The organism is Streptomyces sp. ISL-1 (genome assembly GCF_018614585.1).
Taxonomy (GTDB): Bacteria; Actinomycetota; Actinomycetes; order Streptomycetales; family Streptomycetaceae; genus Streptomyces; species Streptomyces maoxianensis.
Genome location: NZ_JAGGOI010000054.1, coordinates 83,004 through 98,568, shown reverse-complemented (window position 1 = coordinate 98,568; position 15,565 = coordinate 83,004). Strand labels below are relative to the sequence as shown.

12 protein-coding genes and 1 pseudogene are annotated in these 15,565 nt (G+C 71.2%); 8 read left to right on the top strand and 5 right to left on the bottom strand.

What is annotated here, in order from left to right; all coding sequences use genetic code 11:
- Positions 1-434, bottom strand: a 434-nt coding sequence (locus tag J7E87_RS31460) for a septum formation initiator family protein (protein WP_308313142.1), incomplete at its 3' end; no start/stop codon positions are given.
- A gap of 145 nt (positions 435-579) precedes the next feature.
- Positions 580-1,533: a 16S rRNA (cytosine(1402)-N(4))-methyltransferase RsmH gene (gene rsmH / locus J7E87_RS31455; RefSeq protein WP_215098017.1), complete on the bottom strand. Its 954-nt coding sequence runs from the start codon at positions 1,531-1,533 to the stop codon at positions 580-582.
- A 404-nt stretch (positions 1,534-1,937) separates the two neighbouring features.
- On the opposite strand from rsmH, the gene J7E87_RS31450 reads away from it, so the two are divergent.
- The 4 genes and pseudogenes from J7E87_RS31450 to J7E87_RS31435 all read left to right on the top strand — a co-directional run.
- Positions 1,938-2,480, top strand: coding sequence for a carbonic anhydrase (locus J7E87_RS31450; RefSeq protein WP_215098016.1), 543 nt, complete (start codon positions 1,938-1,940; stop codon positions 2,478-2,480).
- Between the two features lie 200 nt (positions 2,481-2,680).
- Positions 2,681-3,727: a MoxR family ATPase gene (locus tag J7E87_RS31445; RefSeq protein WP_215098015.1), complete on the top strand. Its 1,047-nt coding sequence runs from the start codon at positions 2,681-2,683 to the stop codon at positions 3,725-3,727.
- Positions 3,727-5,082, top strand: coding sequence for a DUF58 domain-containing protein (locus J7E87_RS31440; protein WP_215098014.1), 1,356 nt, complete (start codon positions 3,727-3,729; stop codon positions 5,080-5,082). The genes J7E87_RS31445 and J7E87_RS31440 overlap by 1 nt, the downstream gene beginning before the upstream one ends.
- Positions 5,079-7,523: pseudogene (locus J7E87_RS31435) on the top strand (transglutaminaseTgpA domain-containing protein); the annotation flags it as partial. The gene J7E87_RS31440 and the pseudogene J7E87_RS31435, both read left to right, overlap by 4 nt.
- Before the next feature lie 137 nt (positions 7,524-7,660).
- On the opposite strand, the gene J7E87_RS31430 reads toward J7E87_RS31435, so the two are convergent.
- The 3 genes from J7E87_RS31430 to J7E87_RS31420 form a co-directional block, all read right to left on the bottom strand.
- Complete coding sequence (locus J7E87_RS31430) at positions 7,661-8,059, bottom strand: DUF3040 domain-containing protein (RefSeq protein ID WP_215098013.1); 399 nt, start codon at positions 8,057-8,059, stop codon at positions 7,661-7,663.
- A gap of 250 nt (positions 8,060-8,309) precedes the next feature.
- Positions 8,310-9,068 carry a bifunctional 2-polyprenyl-6-hydroxyphenol methylase/3-demethylubiquinol 3-O-methyltransferase UbiG gene (locus tag J7E87_RS31425; RefSeq protein WP_215098012.1) on the bottom strand — a complete coding sequence of 253 codons (759 nt, stop codon included), beginning with the start codon at positions 9,066-9,068 and terminating at the stop codon, positions 8,310-8,312.
- A gap of 144 nt (positions 9,069-9,212) precedes the next feature.
- Entirely contained in the window at positions 9,213-9,752 is a 540-nt protein-coding gene (locus tag J7E87_RS31420; RefSeq protein ID WP_215098011.1) for an SAV_6107 family HEPN domain-containing protein, read from the bottom strand.
- A 156-nt stretch (positions 9,753-9,908) separates the two neighbouring features.
- On the opposite strand from J7E87_RS31420, the gene J7E87_RS31415 reads away from it, so the two are divergent.
- The 4 genes from J7E87_RS31415 to J7E87_RS31400 all read left to right on the top strand — a co-directional run bounded on the left by J7E87_RS31415 (position 9,909) and on the right by J7E87_RS31400 (position 15,550).
- Positions 9,909-10,817: an ATP-binding cassette domain-containing protein gene (locus tag J7E87_RS31415; protein ID WP_215098010.1), complete on the top strand. Its 909-nt coding sequence runs from the start codon at positions 9,909-9,911 to the stop codon at positions 10,815-10,817.
- On the top strand, positions 10,789-12,879 hold the full coding sequence (locus J7E87_RS31410) for a YhgE/Pip domain-containing protein (protein ID WP_215098009.1): 2,091 nt from the start codon (positions 10,789-10,791) through the stop codon (positions 12,877-12,879). Before J7E87_RS31415 ends, J7E87_RS31410 begins: the two co-directional genes overlap by 29 nt.
- Positions 12,880-12,916: 37 nt before the next feature.
- Positions 12,917-13,525 (top strand): TetR/AcrR family transcriptional regulator, encoded by a 609-nt coding sequence (locus J7E87_RS31405; protein WP_215098024.1) that lies wholly within the window; start codon positions 12,917-12,919, stop codon positions 13,523-13,525.
- A gap of 537 nt (positions 13,526-14,062) precedes the next feature.
- Positions 14,063-15,550: an NAD(P)/FAD-dependent oxidoreductase gene (locus tag J7E87_RS31400; protein ID WP_215098008.1), complete on the top strand. Its 1,488-nt coding sequence runs from the start codon at positions 14,063-14,065 to the stop codon at positions 15,548-15,550.
- The last annotated feature ends 15 nt before the right edge of the window (positions 15,551-15,565 follow it).

The following is a 15,565-nucleotide window of genomic DNA, read 5'->3' as shown; positions in this document are numbered from 1 at the left end:
CCGGACGGCGACGGGGCCGGGGCGGCCGGGTCCTGGACCGTGGGTGACGGGGCCGGGGGCGGCTGCCAGGCGGCCCGCCGGGGCACGCCGTGGACCGTGCCGTCCGGGTCGATGAAGGCGGGGTTGCCGCCGGGCACCATGCCGAGCTCGCGGGCCCGGCGCTCCAGTGCGTCCGGGGCGGAATAGCTGTCCACGTCCCGTTGCAGCGCCTGCTGCTCGTCGGTGAGTTCGGTGGTCTTTCGCTTGAGCTCGCTCAGCTTGAACGAGCCTTGGTTGAGCGCGGAGTTCAGCAGCAGGAGCGTGATCAGCCCGCCGCCGAGGAGCACCACGACCAGCAGGACGAACGGGGTGCGGGCCGCGGTACTCGGCCTCGACGGCATCAGCCCGGCAAGCCGCGCGGCCCGCCCCTTCAGCTGCTTGGCCGCGGTACTCACCCGCTCTCCCCGCTCTCCCCCGGAGCTGACGCGTGGGTGGCGGTGGTCCCGGCGCAGCCAGGGGAAGTACCCCCGTCTCCGCCCGCTCGGCGCAGCGGTGCGGCCATCGCCGTCGTCCGCGGCCCGGCTGCCTCGCGTGCGTCGCTCACACGTCCTCCCGGATGCGCTGCGCTCCCCTGAGCCGCGCGGGCGCCGCGCGGCGGTTCTGGGCGACCTCGTCCGCGGTCGGCAGCTCGGCGCCCCGGGTCAGCAGTTTGAGGCGTGGCTGGTACTGCTCGGGGACGACCGGCAGGCCGGGCGGGGCCGTGTTGGCCGCACCGGCCGCGAAGACCTGCTTGACGAGCCGGTCCTCCAGGGAGTGGTACGACAGGACGGCGACGCGGCCGCCGACGGCGAGCGTCCCGACCGCGGCCGGGATGGCGTCCTCCAGGACGGTCAGCTCGCCGTTGACCTCGATGCGCAGCGCCTGGAACGTGCGCTTGGCGGGGTTGCCGCCGGTGCGCTTGGCGGCCTGCGGCAGTGCGTCGCGGATCAGCTGGACGAGCCGGGCGCTGTTGGTGAAGGGCTCCTTCGCCCGTTCCCGTACGACCGCCGAGACGATCCGCTTGGCCTGCTTCTCCTCGCCGTACATGCGCAGGATGCGGACCAGCTCACCGGGCGGGTAGGTGTTGAGAACCTCGGCCGCGCTGACACCGGTCGTCTGGTCCATGCGCATGTCGAGCGGGGCGTCCTGGGCGTACGCGAATCCGCGCCCCGCCTCGTCGAGCTGCATGGAGGAGACGCCGAGGTCGAACAGGATGCCCTGGACGCTGGGGATCTTCAGGCGCTTCAGGACCTCGGGGAGCTCGTCGTAGACGGCATGCACCAGCGTGGCCCGGTCGCCGAAGGGGGCGAGCCGTTCCGCGGACAGCCGCAGTGCTTCCTTGTCCCGGTCGAGTGCGACCAGGCGTACCTCGGGGAACTGCGTGAGCAGGGCCTCGCTGTGTCCGCCGAGGCCCAGGGTGCAGTCGACGACCACCGCGCCCGGCCGGTCCAGCGCCGGGGCCAGCAGGTCCAGGCACCGCTGGAGCATCACCGGAACGTGTCGGGTCTCGTTCATGCGCGGCCCTCGCAGGGCTCGGGGCGACATTCGCCAGGCGCACGGCTTCCGATGATTCGCTCGCTGCGCTCGCTCATGCGCCCTCTCAGGTCCGGCGCCTGCATACGTACTGCCGGGTCCCCGCCCGCAGGTACGCCGCACACGCGGGGGAAACATCAAAAATTGCGGGATGTGCAGGAAGTGTCCGTGCACTGCGCGTCACTTTAGTCCACACGTCCTGCCGGTCAATCAACCGGCTGGCGCGTCGGGCGGGGCGTGCGGCGACAGGCCGTGCGCGCGGATACTTCACTCGTACGGACGCGACCGCATCACGCCTGTGGGTTAGGTCACAACAAGGCTCATTGACGTTCTTTGTCCCCTCTCACAGCGGGCCTCGCCGACCTGTGCCCATTAACGTCATCCTCATGTCGACTTCCGCGCACCACCCTGCCGACGCAGTGCGTTCCGGCGGCACAGTCACCGATCGTCTCGTCGAGGCGAACCTGCGATACGCCGCGGGCTTCCATGACCCGGGAATGGACGCCCGTCCCGTTCTGCAGGTGGCCGTGGTCGCCTGTATGGACGCCCGGCTCGACCTGCACGACGCGCTCGGCCTGGAGCTGGGCGACTGTCACACCATCCGGAACGCCGGCGGTGTGGTCACCGACGACGTGATCCGCTCACTGACGATCAGCCAGCGGGCGCTCGGCACCCGCAGCGTGATACTCATCCACCACACCAACTGTGGCCTGGAGAACCTGACTGAGGACTTCCGGCACGAACTGGAGGACGAGGTGGGGCAGCGGCCGCCGTGGGCGGTGGAGGCGTTCCGGGATGTCGATCAGGACGTACGACAGTCGATGCAGCGGGTACGCACCTCACCGTTCCTGCCGCACACCGACGACGTCCGGGGCTTTGTGTTCGATGTGACGAATGGGCTGCTGCGGGAGATCGACCCCGCTGCGTGACCGCTCGCACACCGGAAATAGCAGGGCGAGCCCGGCAAATCCCACCCACTTATCCACAGGCGAGTGACACGACGCGGCAACGGCAACAAGAATGCGTGTGTGACACCCATCCGGAACCTTCCGGGGACGGTGTCCGTGTTTCGGGGTGGGCCGGGCCGTCTGGAGAGCATCGGCCCGTAGAACGGGCCGAGGAGGGCCGGGTGACGACCTATGACGATCGAGCGAGCCTCACAGATCTGACCACCACAGCGGAGCGTGTCCGCAGATCGGTGGAGGGTGTGATCGAGGGCAAGCCTGAGGTCGTACGGCTTTCGCTGACAGTGCTGCTCGCCGAGGGGCACCTGCTGATCGAAGATGTGCCGGGCGTGGGCAAGACAATGCTGGCCAAGGCGCTGGCGCGGTCCATCGACTGTTCGGTGCGGCGTATCCAGTTCACGCCGGATCTGCTGCCGTCCGACATCACCGGTGTGTCGATCTTCGACCAGCAGAGGCGCGACTTCGAGTTCAAACCGGGCGCGATCTTCGCCCAGATCGTGATCGGCGACGAGATCAACCGCGCGTCGCCCAAGACGCAGTCGGCGCTGCTGGAGTCGATGGAGGAGCGCCAGGTCACCATCGACGGGAACACGTACGAACTGCCGAGCCCCTTCATGGTGGTGGCCACCCAGAACCCGGTGGAGATGGAGGGCACCTATCCGCTGCCGGAGGCGCAGCGGGACCGCTTCATGGCGCGGGTCTCGATCGGCTACCCCAGCGCGGAGGCCGAGCTGCAGATGCTCGATGTGCACGGCGGGGTCTCGCCGCTCGACGATCTGCAGCCGGTGGCCCACGCCCACGACATCGTGAAGCTGATCGACGCTGTGCGTACGGTCCATGTCGCCGACTCCGTCCGGCGCTACGCCGTGGAGCTGGTGGCGGCCACCCGTACCCACTCGGACCTGAGACTGGGCGCATCGCCGCGCGCCACGCTGCACCTGCTGCGTGCCGCGAAGGCATCGGCGGCGCTCAGCGGCCGTGACTACGCCCTGCCGGACGATGTCCAGGCCCTGGCCGTGCAGGTGCTCGCGCACCGGCTGCTGCCCACCGCGCAGGCCCAGTTGAACCGGCGTACGGCGGAGCAGGTCGTCCTGGAGATCATGCAGCGCATCCCGGTTCCCACGGCCGGCGGCTCCGACAGCGTCTATGTCCCGGGCCGGCCGGCCCAGGCGCCGCTCTACGGCCAGCAGCCCGGCGCCCGGCGGCTGTGATGTCGTCGGCCGGGGGCTCCTCCGCCGCGGAAGGCAAGGACACGGGCGGAGTCCGGGCGGCCCTGGGCGGTCTCACCACACGCGGGCGTTCCTTCCTCGCGGCCGGAGTCGCGGCGGCGGTGTGCGCGTATGTCCTCGGGCAGGGTGACCTGCTGCGCGTCGGACTACTGCTGGCCGTGCTGCCGCTGGCCTGTGTGGCTGTGCTGTACCGCACCCGCTACCGGGTCGCGGGCAGCCGGCGGCTCACGCCCTCGCGGGTACCGTCGGGGTCCGAGGCGCGGGTCCACCTGCGCATGGACAACGTCTCGCGGCTGCCCACCGGGCTGCTGATGCTCCAGGACCATGTGCCGTACGTGCTGGGACCGCGGCCCCGGTTCGTGCTGGACAGGGTGGAGGCGGGCGGCCGGCGCGAGGTGTCCTACCGGGTCCGTTCGGATCTGCGCGGACGCTATCCGCTCGGGCCGCTGCAGCTGCGGCTGAGCGACCCGTTCGGGATGTGTGAGCTGACCCGCTCCTTCAGCGCGTACGACACCCTCACCGTCGTTCCGCGGACCGAGGCGCTGCCTGCGGTGCGGCTCGCCGGCGAGGCCTCGGGGTACGGCGACGGCCGACAGCGCTCGCTGGCGCTGGCCGGCGACGACGACATCATCCCGCGCACCTACCGCCACGGCGACGATCTGCGCCGGGTGCACTGGCGCTCCACCGCGCGCTACGGCGAACTGATGGTGCGCCGCGAGGAGCAGCCGCAGCGGGCCAGGTGCACGGTGCTCCTCGACACCCGGCGGATCGCCTATCAGGGTGGGGGTCCTGACTCGGCCTTCGAGTGGGCGGTGTCGGGCGCGGCCTCGGCCCTGGTGCACATGCTGGAACGGGGCTTCGCGGTCCGGCTGTTGACGGACACCGGGAGCTCGGTGCCCAGTGAGGGCGCCGACGGCTTCGCCGGATCGACTCAGGAGTCCGCGGACTCCGCGGGTCTGATGATGGACACGCTCGCGGTCGTCGACCACTCCGACGGGGCCGGGCTCTCTCGCTCGTTCGACCTGCTGCGCGGCGGTAACGAAGGACTGCTGGTCGCCTTCTTCGGCGATCTGGACGAGGAGCAGGCGGCCCTGGCGGCCCGTATGCGGCAGCGCAGCGGCGCGGCCGTCGCCTTCGTCCTGGACAGCGGGACCTGGGTGACGAGCGGCGCGGTGGCCGGGACGGTCGACGACCGGCTGACGCTGCTGCGCGAGGCGGGCTGGACGGCCCTGTCCGTGCCGCCCGGGGCGCCGCTCAGCGATCTGTGGCAGCAGGCGGGCCGGGAGCGCAGCGAGTCGTCCAGCGGTACGAACGGTTTCTCTGGGGGTTGGTCATGAGCGGTCGCGGACGGCTGGCCCTCTGTGCCTACGCCGCCACTCTGCTGGCGGCGGGAGCGATGTTGCCGCTGGTCGATCCGGCGAGCTGGATGGTGCAGGCGGCGTTCCTGCTGGCGATCCAGAGCGGGGTGGGCGCGTTTGCCCGGCGGGTGCCGCTGGCCAGGCCGCTGACGGTGACGGTGCAGGTGCTTGTCACGCTGCTGCTGCTCACCATGGTCTTCGCCCGGAGTCAGGCGATTCTCGGCGTGCTGCCGGGTCCCGATGCGTTCCAGCACTTCGGGACGTTGCTGAACGCGGGTGGCGTGGACGTCGGGCGGTACGCGATCCCGGCGCCGGCGACCGAGGGCATCAAGATCATGGTGATCGGCGGGGTACTGCTGATCGGCCTGGCGGTGGACGCGCTTGCGGTGACGTTCCGCAGTGCCGCCCCGGCCGGGCTGCCGCTGCTGGCGCTGTTCTCGGTGGCCGCGGGCCTGTCCGGCGGCGCGAGCTGGGTGTGGTTCCTGCTCGCGGCCTCGGGATATCTGCTGCTCCTGCTGGCCGAGGGCCGGGACCGGCTCTCGCAGTGGGGCCGTGTCTTCGGCGGTGCCGCGCCCGGGCAGGGACGCGCCCCGGCCGGGCTGGACCCGGCGGGCGGCAGTGCCCTGGCACCGGTCCGTACGGGCCGCAGGATCGGCGCGCTCGCGCTGGGCGTCGCCCTTGTGGTCCCGGCGGCCCTGCCCGCACTGGACGGCGGTCTGCTGGACAGCACGAGTAGCGGGGACGGCCAGGGCTCCGGGGGCGGCACCATCTCCGCGGTGAACCCGCTGGTCTCGCTGCAGGACAGCCTCAACCAGCCGGAGGACCGGGAGGTCATCCGGTACCGCACCAACGCGACGGAAACCAAGGACCTCTATCTGCGGATCGTCGCGCTGGACCAGTTCGACGGAACAGCGTGGAAGTCCTCGGAGCGCAAGGTCAAGGACGTGCCGGACCAGCTTCCGCAGCCGGACGGCCTGAGCAGCTCCGTGGGCGTCACCGAGATCAAGACGAACATCTCCGCCGCGGGCTCGTACAAGCAGAGCTGGCTGCCGCTCCCCTACCCGGCGTCGCAGGTGCGCATCAACGGACGCTGGCGCTATGAGCCCGCCGGCCGGACCCTGGTGGGTGACCGCGGCCAGACCACGCGTGGCGCGCAGTACTCCGTCACCAGCCTGCTCGTGAAGCCGACGCCGGATCAGCTGGCCGGCGCGCCTGCCCCGCCCGCCAAACTGCTGAGCGAGTACACCCGGGTGCCCGACGCGCTTCCCGACGTGGTCAGGAAAACCGCGGCGGCGGTGACCAGGGGCGCCACGAACGACTACGAGCGGGCGGTCAAGCTCCAGGACTGGTTCGCCATCAAGGGTGGCTTCCGCTACGACACCCAGGTGCAGTCGGGCACGGGCGTCTCCGCGATCTCCCGCTTCCTGAAGGAGAAGGAGGGCTTCTGCGTCCACTTCTCGTTCTCGATGGCTGCGATGGCCAGGACGCTGGGCATCCCGGCGCGGGTCGCCGTGGGCTTCACTCCCGGCTCCCCGCGGCCGGACGGCACCATGTCGGTCGGACTGCGCGAGGCGCACGCCTGGCCGGAGCTGTACTTCGAGGGCGCGGGGTGGACGCGGTTCGAACCGACCCCGAGCCGGGGCTCCGCGCCCGACTACACACGCCCGGAGTCGCCGTCGGGCGAGGCGACCAGCCCCGCACAGCCGGAGACCAGCGCTTCGCAAGCGCCGTCGGCCGCTCCTTCGGTGTCGGACAGCTGCCCGGCGCAGGCGAAGCGGCTCGGAGAGTGCGGCGCGGCCGCTCCGCAAGAGATCCTGCCGCCGACCGACCCGGGGACCTCGCTGGGGACGGTGCTGGGTGTGAGTCTGGCCGTGGTGGCGGTGGTGCTGGTGCCGTTGTTGCCGATGCTGTGGCGGATCAGGGTGCGTACGCGACGCCTCGGCTCCGGCGGGCGTACGTCCGAGGACGCGGCGGCCCGGACGCTGGCGGCCTGGCAGGAGATCTCCGATACGGCGTGGGACCACGGCATCCTGCCCGACGAATCGCAGACTCCGCGAAAGACCGCTGCCCGCATCGTCCGGCTGGGACGGCTGGAGGGCGAGGCGGCCGACGCGGTGCACCGGGTGGCCGGCGCCGTGGAGCAGGTGCTGTACGCGCCGGAGCCGCGGCCGGGCACGGGGCTGGCGGATGACGCACAGCAGATCCGGGCCGGGCTCGGGGCCGAGGCGAGCCGCGCTACGCGGCTGCGGGCACTGCTCGCGCCCCGCTCCACCGTGCGAGTGGTGTGGATCCTGTCCGCGCGCTGGGCGTCCGTCACCGACCGGTGGGGCGTGCGCCGCTGGGGTCTTGACCGGTGGTCGGCCCAGTGGTCGGCAAGCAGGTGGTCGGGAATCGTGCGCCGCGTATCCAGGCAGCGAGGCTGCCGCCAGCCGCCCTGTACGAGAAGACCTGCACGAGAAGACCTGTACGAGAACTCGAGGCGCTGCACGGAAAACGGTGAGGGGCGACGCTCAAAAGCGTCGCCCCTCACCGTTTCAGCACGTTTTGACAGTGCGGTTCAGTGGCCCTGCTCGTCGCGGCGGCGCTGCCACCGCTCCTCGATCCGCTCCATCATCGACCTGCGCCGACGGGGATGGCGGCGAGCGGGAGCCGCCGTGTCGCTCAGGGTCTGCTGCTCACCCGGTTTCGGCGCTTTGCGCCATCCGGTGACCGCGAGCACCGCGCAGCCGAGCATGACGAGGAATCCCACCACGCTGATCCAGATCTGCTGCGCGACCATTCCAGACATGAGGAGCGCGATACCCACCAGGAAGCCGACGACTGCCTGGTAGACCCGTCGCCGGGTATATGTACGCAGCCCGCTTCCCTCAAGCGCTGTCGCGAACTTGGGATCTTCGGCGTACAGCGCTCGCTCCATTTGCTCGAGCATTCGCTGCTCGTGCTCCGAGAGCGGCACGGAGTCCTCCTAGTTGTCGGCCGCAGGGGGCGACCGGTAAGCGGCCCTTTCAGGATAGGCAGGGAATCGCCCCCGTGAAACCCGCCCTCTACGCCAATTCGCCAGTCCGGGCCGCCATGGCGGCTTGGGTGCTGAGGCGTAGATTCCCCAACCTCCGATCCGTCATGCCGGATGGTGTCCTCCGATCATACGGGGCGCAGCCCACTATCGGGGGGTCTGTGGCGTACTCCATGTGCTGCTGCGCCCCTGATCAGCCCCGCTTCTCGCCCAGAACGTGCAGCTGGGTCGCGACGGAATGGAAGGCGGGCAGCTCGGCCGCCGCCGCCTCGAGCTTGAGCAGCGCGTCCAGGGCGCCTGGCTCGGTGTCCACGAGGACGCCCGGGACCAGGTCGGCGAAGACCCTTACGCCGTGCACGGCACCCACCTGGACGCCGGCCGCGGCGGCGAGTTCGGTGAGCTGCTCGGCGGTGAAGCGGCGCGGCACCGGGTCGCCGTCGCCCCAGCGGCCGGCAGGGTCGGTGAGCGCCTGGCGGGCCTCGGCGAAGTGCCCGGCCAGCGCCCTGGCCAGCACGGCCCCGCCGAGCCCGGCGGCGAGCAGGCTGATGGCTCCGGCCGGCCGGAGCGCGTCCACCGCGTTGCGTACGCCCTCGGCCGGGTCGTCCACGTACTCGAGGACGCCGTGGCACAGCACCGCGTCGAACCCGTCGCGCTCCACGACGTCGAACAGGCCGTGGATGTCGCCCTGGACCCCGCGGACCCGGTCGGCCACACCGGCCTCGGCGGCCCGCCGCTCCAGCGCGAAGAGGGCGTTCGGGCTGGGGTCGACCACGGTGACGCGGTGCCCTAGCTGGGCGACGGGCACCGCGAAGTAGCCGCTGCCGCCGCCGGTGTCGAGGACGTCCAGGGAGTCCGTCCCTGTCGCCTTGACCCGGCGGTCGAGGGCGTCCTTGAGGACGTCCCAGACCACGGCGGTACGGAGGGAGGCGCGGGGGCGCATCAGGTCCGACACGGCAGTTGACTCCTCGGACGGTGCGAGCACGTTGAACACATTGAAAGCGCTGCACAGGTTGAACAGGTTGAAGACGCACTCCACCCTATTGCCTCCGCCGGGCACCCCAGCCCTCCGTCTCGCCGCCGGCGGCGAGACCGCACCTCACCCCGCGGCGCCCCCCGTCTGCGGTTCCTCCTTCCTCGGCTGCGGCAGCACCGGCTGGAGCACCAGCAGCCGCTCGACCAGGCGCAGGAACATGGCCGCGTCGCGCAGCAGATCGTCGGCGTCGCGGCGGCTCGCCGCGCCCTGTATGCCTGCCTCCGCGCGCGCCCTGCGCCGGGCGCCCGAAGCGAACAGGGCGCTCCATTCGGTCAGTTCGGGCGCGATCTCGGGCAGGACTTCCCAGGCGCTTCGGATCCGCTGCCTGCGGCGTGCGCTGGTCTCCGGGCGGCCGCGGGCGGCCAGCACCGCCGCCGCGGTGCGCAGGGCCGCCAGATGTGCGGTGGCGTACTGCTCGTTCGGCGTTTCGAGAGTGGCGGCCTCATCCAGTCCCGTGCGGGCCTGGGCGAGCAGGTCGAGGGCGGCGGGCGGTGCCGAGGCCTGCCGCAGGACGGGATGCACGTCGGTCGCCGGTCCGGTCAGTGAGGGGGCAGGGCCGGTGGTGCGGCGCCGGTGTTCGGCTGCTGCGTAGGAGCTGGCCATGACGAACCTCCTGTCGTCGTGTGACGGCACTGTGGCCGTATGTGTCCATCGTGAGGGGCACCACTGACAATCGGCTCTGACCTGGCCTTTTGCTTCGATCAAGGGTTCGGGGTAGTTTTTGCACTGACTAGTCAGTGCAAAAATGGGGGAAAATACGTGGACAGTCCGCACGGGGCGGCCGTGACCGCCGAGGACTTCGGGCTCAAGGGCCCGCGTGGCTGGGCGTTCCGCTCGGTGAGCATCGAGGCGGAACCCGGCTCACTCATCGCGATCGAGGGCCCGTCCGGCTCCGGCCGCACCTGCCTGCTGCTCGCGCTCACCGGCCGGATGCGCCCCACCGAGGGCAGTGCCGAGGTCGGCGGCCTGCCACTGCCGCGCAAGATGGCGGCCGTACGCAGGATCAGCGCGCTCGGACCGGTCCCGGGGGTCAGCGAGCTCGACCCGGCGCTGACCGTCGCCGAGCATCTGCGCGAGCGGGCCCTGCTGCAGCGCCGTTTCGACGGCTCGCTGCGGGCCCTGCTGCGCCCGCGCGCGGAGAGGACCGCCGCGGCCCGGAGCCGTATCGACGAAGCACTCGAGGCAGCCGGACTCGACGTGGCCGGGCTCCCCAAGCAGGAACGCACTTCCGTGCGCGATCTGGAGCGGCTGGAGGCACTGCGCCTGTACGTCGCCCTCGCGCTGGTCGGCCGCCCCGGCCTGCTCGCCGTCGACGACGCCGACCTCAAGCTCTCCGACGCCGACCGGGCCGAGGCCTGGCAGCTGCTGCGCTCCGTCGCCGAGGCCGGCACGACCGTACTCGCCGTGTGCAGCCAGGCACCCGAGGACACGATCGCCGTCCGCACGATCGCGGCCGGGAACACCGGCCCGGCCGAAGACACCGGCACGTCCGAGAACACCGGCCCGGCCAAAGACACCGGCCCGGCCAAAGACACCGGCCCGGCCGAAGACACCGAGACGGCCGAAGGCGTCACCGAAAGCACCACCGAAAGCACCACCACCACCCAAAGCACCACCGATGACGAGGAGGGGACGGCCGATGCGCTCGCCGAAACTCGCCGCGCTTGAGCTGAAGCGGTTCGGCAGGGGAAGGCTGCCGCGCGCCGCACTCGTCGCGGTCCTGCTGCTCCCGCTGCTCTACGGAGCGCTGTATCTGTGTTCGTTCTGGGACCCGTACGGAAAGCTCGACAAGATCCCCGTCGCCCTCGTCAACGACGACAGGGGAGCCACCGCCGCCGGCAAGAAGATCGCCGCGGGCGACGAGATCACCAAGGGGCTGCACGAGAGCAAGGTCTTCCAGTGGCACGAGGTGAGCGCCGCAGATGCCCGCAAGGGCGTCGAGGACGGCGAGTACTACCTCTCGCTGACCATGCCGAAGGACTTCAGCGCGCGCATCGCGTCCAGTTCCGGCGACTCCCCCGAGACCGGCGCCCTTCAGGTCGCTACGAACGACGCCAACAACTACATCGTCGGCCAGATCTCGCGGACAGTTTTCTCGGAGGTGCGCACGTCCGCATCGACCAACACCTCCCGCACCTTCCTGGACCGGATCTTCATCTCCTTCTCCGACATCCATGACGCGACGGAGAAGGCGGCGAAGGGCGCCGACAAGCTCAAGGACGGGGTCGGCAAGGCCAAAAAGGGCTCCAGGGATCTCGCGGACGGGCTGAAGGACGCCAAGGACGGCAGCGGCAGGCTGGCCGGAGGCCTGACCAAGCTGAACAAGGGCGCGGGCGACCTCGAAACCGGCTCCAAGCAGGTCTCCGACGGCACCCAGGTGCTCGCCGACAAGGTCAATGGGATCGCCGCCGACGTCCGTCCGTACCTGAAGGACAACGGAAGGACGATCGGGGACACGGCCCGCCTCGTCGCCGACTCCTCCCAGGCGATTCGCCACAACCTCGACATCCTCGTCAAGACGGCCCCCGGCTCCGCGGCTCTCGCCCACAAGTCGGCCGACGAGCTGAGCGCCATCCACAAGACGCGCTGCGAGGACCCCCTGCTTCCCCCCGACCCCACCGTGTGCCCCGCCCTGAAGCGCGCCAAGGTCACGGCGGCCGATGTCGCAAAGATCGCCGACGACGTCAATGCCCTGGTCAAGGACAACAACGGCGATCTGAAGAAGCTGGACGGCCATCTCGCCACGCTGCAGCGGCAGGCGACGGACCTCGCCAAGCGGTCACCGCGCCTGGACGAGGACCTGGAGTACGCCGTCGGAAAGGTCAACGAGCTCAACTCGGGTGCCAGGAAGGTCGCTCAGGGCGCCGGCAGACTGCACACCGGCCTGGCGGGCGCCAAGTCCGGCTCGACCGACCTGGACAGCGGCGTCGGCAAGCTCAAGAAGGGCGCCAACAGCCTGGACGGCGGCCTCTTCAAGCTCGCCGACGGTTCGACCGAGCTGGCCGGCGGGCTCAACGACGGCGTGGACAAAATCCCCGACTACGACAAGAAGGACCGCGACCGCCGCACCGAGGTGATGGCCGACCCCGTCAAGCTGGCCAGCCAGTCGCTGCACAAGGCGCCCAACTACGGCACCGGTTTCGCCCCGTACTTCATCCCGCTCTCCCTCTGGGTGGGCTCCATGGTCGCGTACATGATCATCCTGCCGCTGAACCGGCGGGCCCTCGCCGCCGGCGCCTGTGCCTGGCGGATCGCCGTGGCCGGCTGGCTGCCCGTCGCCGCGATCGGCCTGGCCCAGGTAGCCGCGCTGATGTCCGTACTGCACTGGGGCCTCGGTCTGAAGATGGCGTACGCGGCCGGGACAGTGGGCTTCCTCGCCCTCGTCACCTGCTGCTTCGCCGCGATCATCCAGTGGCTGAACGCGCGCTTCGGGGCCGCGGGCCGGATCCTGGTGCTCGCCCTCCTCATGCTCCAGCTGACCTCGGCCGGCGGAACCTACCCCGTCCAGACCAGCCCAGGATTCTTCCAAGCCGTTCACCCCTTCCTGCCGATGAGTTACGTCGTCGATGCGCTGCGCAGGCTCATCACGGGCGGCGGACTCGGCCCCGTCTGGCAGGCGTGCGCGGTGCTGATCGCCTTCACCGCGGGCGCGCTCGCGCTCACCGCCGTGTCCGCGCGGCGCAAGCAGGTGTGGACGCTCGACCGTCTGCACCCCGAGCTGAGTCTGTGAGGCGGGCGGACCTGTGAGAATCGAGGCCATGGACGCCATGGACAGCACCAGCACCAGACGCCGGGCGACCCGGGCAAAGCTCTACGAGGCCGCGGTAACACTGATCGCCGAGCAGGGGTTCTCCGCCACCACGGTGGACGAGATCGCCGAGCGCGCCGGAGTGGCCAAGGGCACGGTCTACTACAACTTCAAGAGCAAGACCGAGCTCTTCGAGGAGCTGCTGCGGTACGGCGTCGGACTGCTCACCGTCTCGCTGCAGGCCGCCGCCGACGAGACGGCTGAGCGCGGCGGCACCAAGGTCGAGGCGCTGGACGAGATGATCAGGGCCGGTCTGGGCTTCATAGACCGCTATCCCGCCTTCACGCAGCTGTACGTCGCCGAACTGTGGCGCACCAACAGGGCCTGGCAGTCGACGCTTCTCGTCGTACGCCAGCAAGCGGTCGCCGTCGTCGAGACGGTGCTGCGGGAGGCCGTCGAGAACGGCGAGCTGAGCGAGGAGATCGACATTCCGCTGACGGCGGCCGCGCTTGTCGGGATGGTGCTGGTGGCGGCGCTGGACTGGCAGGCCTTCCAGCCGGAGCGGTCGCTCGACGATGTGCACTCGGCCCTGTCGCGGCTGCTGCACGGCCGCGTCAGCGGCCGCTGAAGGGCCGTACGAGAGGCTGCAAGGCCCGCGGGGCCCTCCAGCGGGCCGCGGGCCGCTGGAGGCCGCGCAAGAGGGCGTACGACGCAGAAGAGCCGGTGCGGTGAGGCTCGATCCCCCCGAGCCCCGCCGCACCGGCCTGTTCCCCCCGCCCCCGTATCCCCCGTGGTGCCGGAGAACCCTGGTCATCGGGCCCTCCGTCGTACACCCCCGTTCCGTCAGGGGAGCCGCGCCGTTCCGCCGCCCCGTGTCGTCGGTGCCGGCGCCGCGCCCCTTCCGTGGTCCCCACTCTTCCTTCTACGCAGGTGAGACCCCATCCGCGCGCGTACTCATCTCACCCACTAGGTACGGATACTCAGCCGTCCGTACTCATCCCCACCCGCCGGGCACACCGACTGGTCACGAGCGCGTCCGTGTCCGTACTCCCCTTCGGGCCGATGCCCTGGTCGTGGCCGGGGCGGCGCCGCGAGGCGGCCGGGGATCCGGGGCTCGGGGGCCCGGGAGCCCGGGAGCCCGGGGAGTGCCGATAAAGTCGCGGACATGGCACGGATTGCGGTGATCGGCGCCGGGATGGGCGCCATGGCGGCTGCCGCCCGGCTGGCCGTGGCAGGCCACCGGGTGACGGTGTACGAGCGCTCGGTGAGCTACGGCGGTTCGATGGGCCGGTTCGAGCGCGACGGCTTCGTCTTCGACACCGGCCCCGGTCTGCTGCATCTGCCCGCCGTCTGGCGGGACTTGTTCGTCAAGACCGGCAAGGAGCCGCTGGAGCAGTGCGTCCGTCTGGTCCAGGTGGACCCGTCGAGCCGGCATGTGTTCGCCGACGGCACCGAGGTGTCCCTGCCGAACGCTTCGCGGGCCGGCATCGTCACCGCGCTCGAGGCCGCGCTGGGCGCGGGAGCGGGCGAGAGGTGGGGCGAGTTCCTCGGGCGGGCCAGGGACGCCTGGGACCGTTCGCGGCGGCCACTGCTGGAAGAGCCGCTGTGGGCCGACTGGCGGGTGCTGGGGCGCGATCCGTATCCCGCTCCGCGCCGGCGCAGACTGCTGCGCCCCCGGCAGGCATCCACGGTCTGCGAGGTCGCCGCCTGGGAGCTCGCGGAACCGCGGCTCGCGGCGCTGCTCGAGGGGTACGCCCTGGCGTACGGCCTGGATCCCCGGCTCGCCCCGGCGAGCGCCGCCCTGCTGCCGTACATGGAGCAGACCTTCGGCAGTTGGTACGTAGAGGGCGGGATGCGCGAGCTGGCACGCGCGGTCTACGAGCGGTGTCTGGCCCGCAAGGTGGAGTTCGTCTTCGGGGCCGAGGTGACCCGGATCGTCGAGAAGGACGGGCGGGCCGCGGGAGTCGAGCTCGCCGGGGGCACCGTCGCCGAGGCCGACCATGTGGTGGCGGGCGCCGAAGCGGCGGACCTCGTCGGGCACGAGCTGTGGCGGGACGGAGACGTACGGCCTCAACAGCGCGTCGGCTCCGGGCAGTTGCCGGGCAGGTTCACCGTGCTGCTCGCCCTGCGCGGAGCGCGGCCCGCATCGGCCGTCCACCGGAGTGTGGTGCACTCCCCCGACGCCGGGGCGGAGGCGGCCGCGGTCTTCGGCGGGCGGACGGCCGAGCGGCCCACCGTCACCGTGCTGCGGCCCGATGATCGACGCACCCGCCCCGACGAGGAGCACGAGGCCCTCACCCTCTCCGCGACGGTCACGGGACACGGCAGCGCCGTCGACTGGACCGACGCGTCGCGGCGTGAGGGGTACACCGAGTTGCTGATCGACGCCGCGTCCACGGCCGTTGCGGGGATACGCGAGCGCCTGCTGTGGCACGAGACCCTGACGCCCGCCGAGAGCGGACCGCTGCCCGCACCCGCGCTCGCCGGGGGCGGCGGACGCTATCTGCATCCGGCGAACAGCACGCGGCTGCCCGGCCTGTATCTGGTGGGCGGCCACGCGCACCCGGGCGGCGGTCTCGCGCACGTGGGAATGTCGGGGGCGCTGGTGGCCGGACTGATCGTGGAGGGGGCGGACTTCCGCGGCTCCCAGTAACCGGTTGTCAGTAAC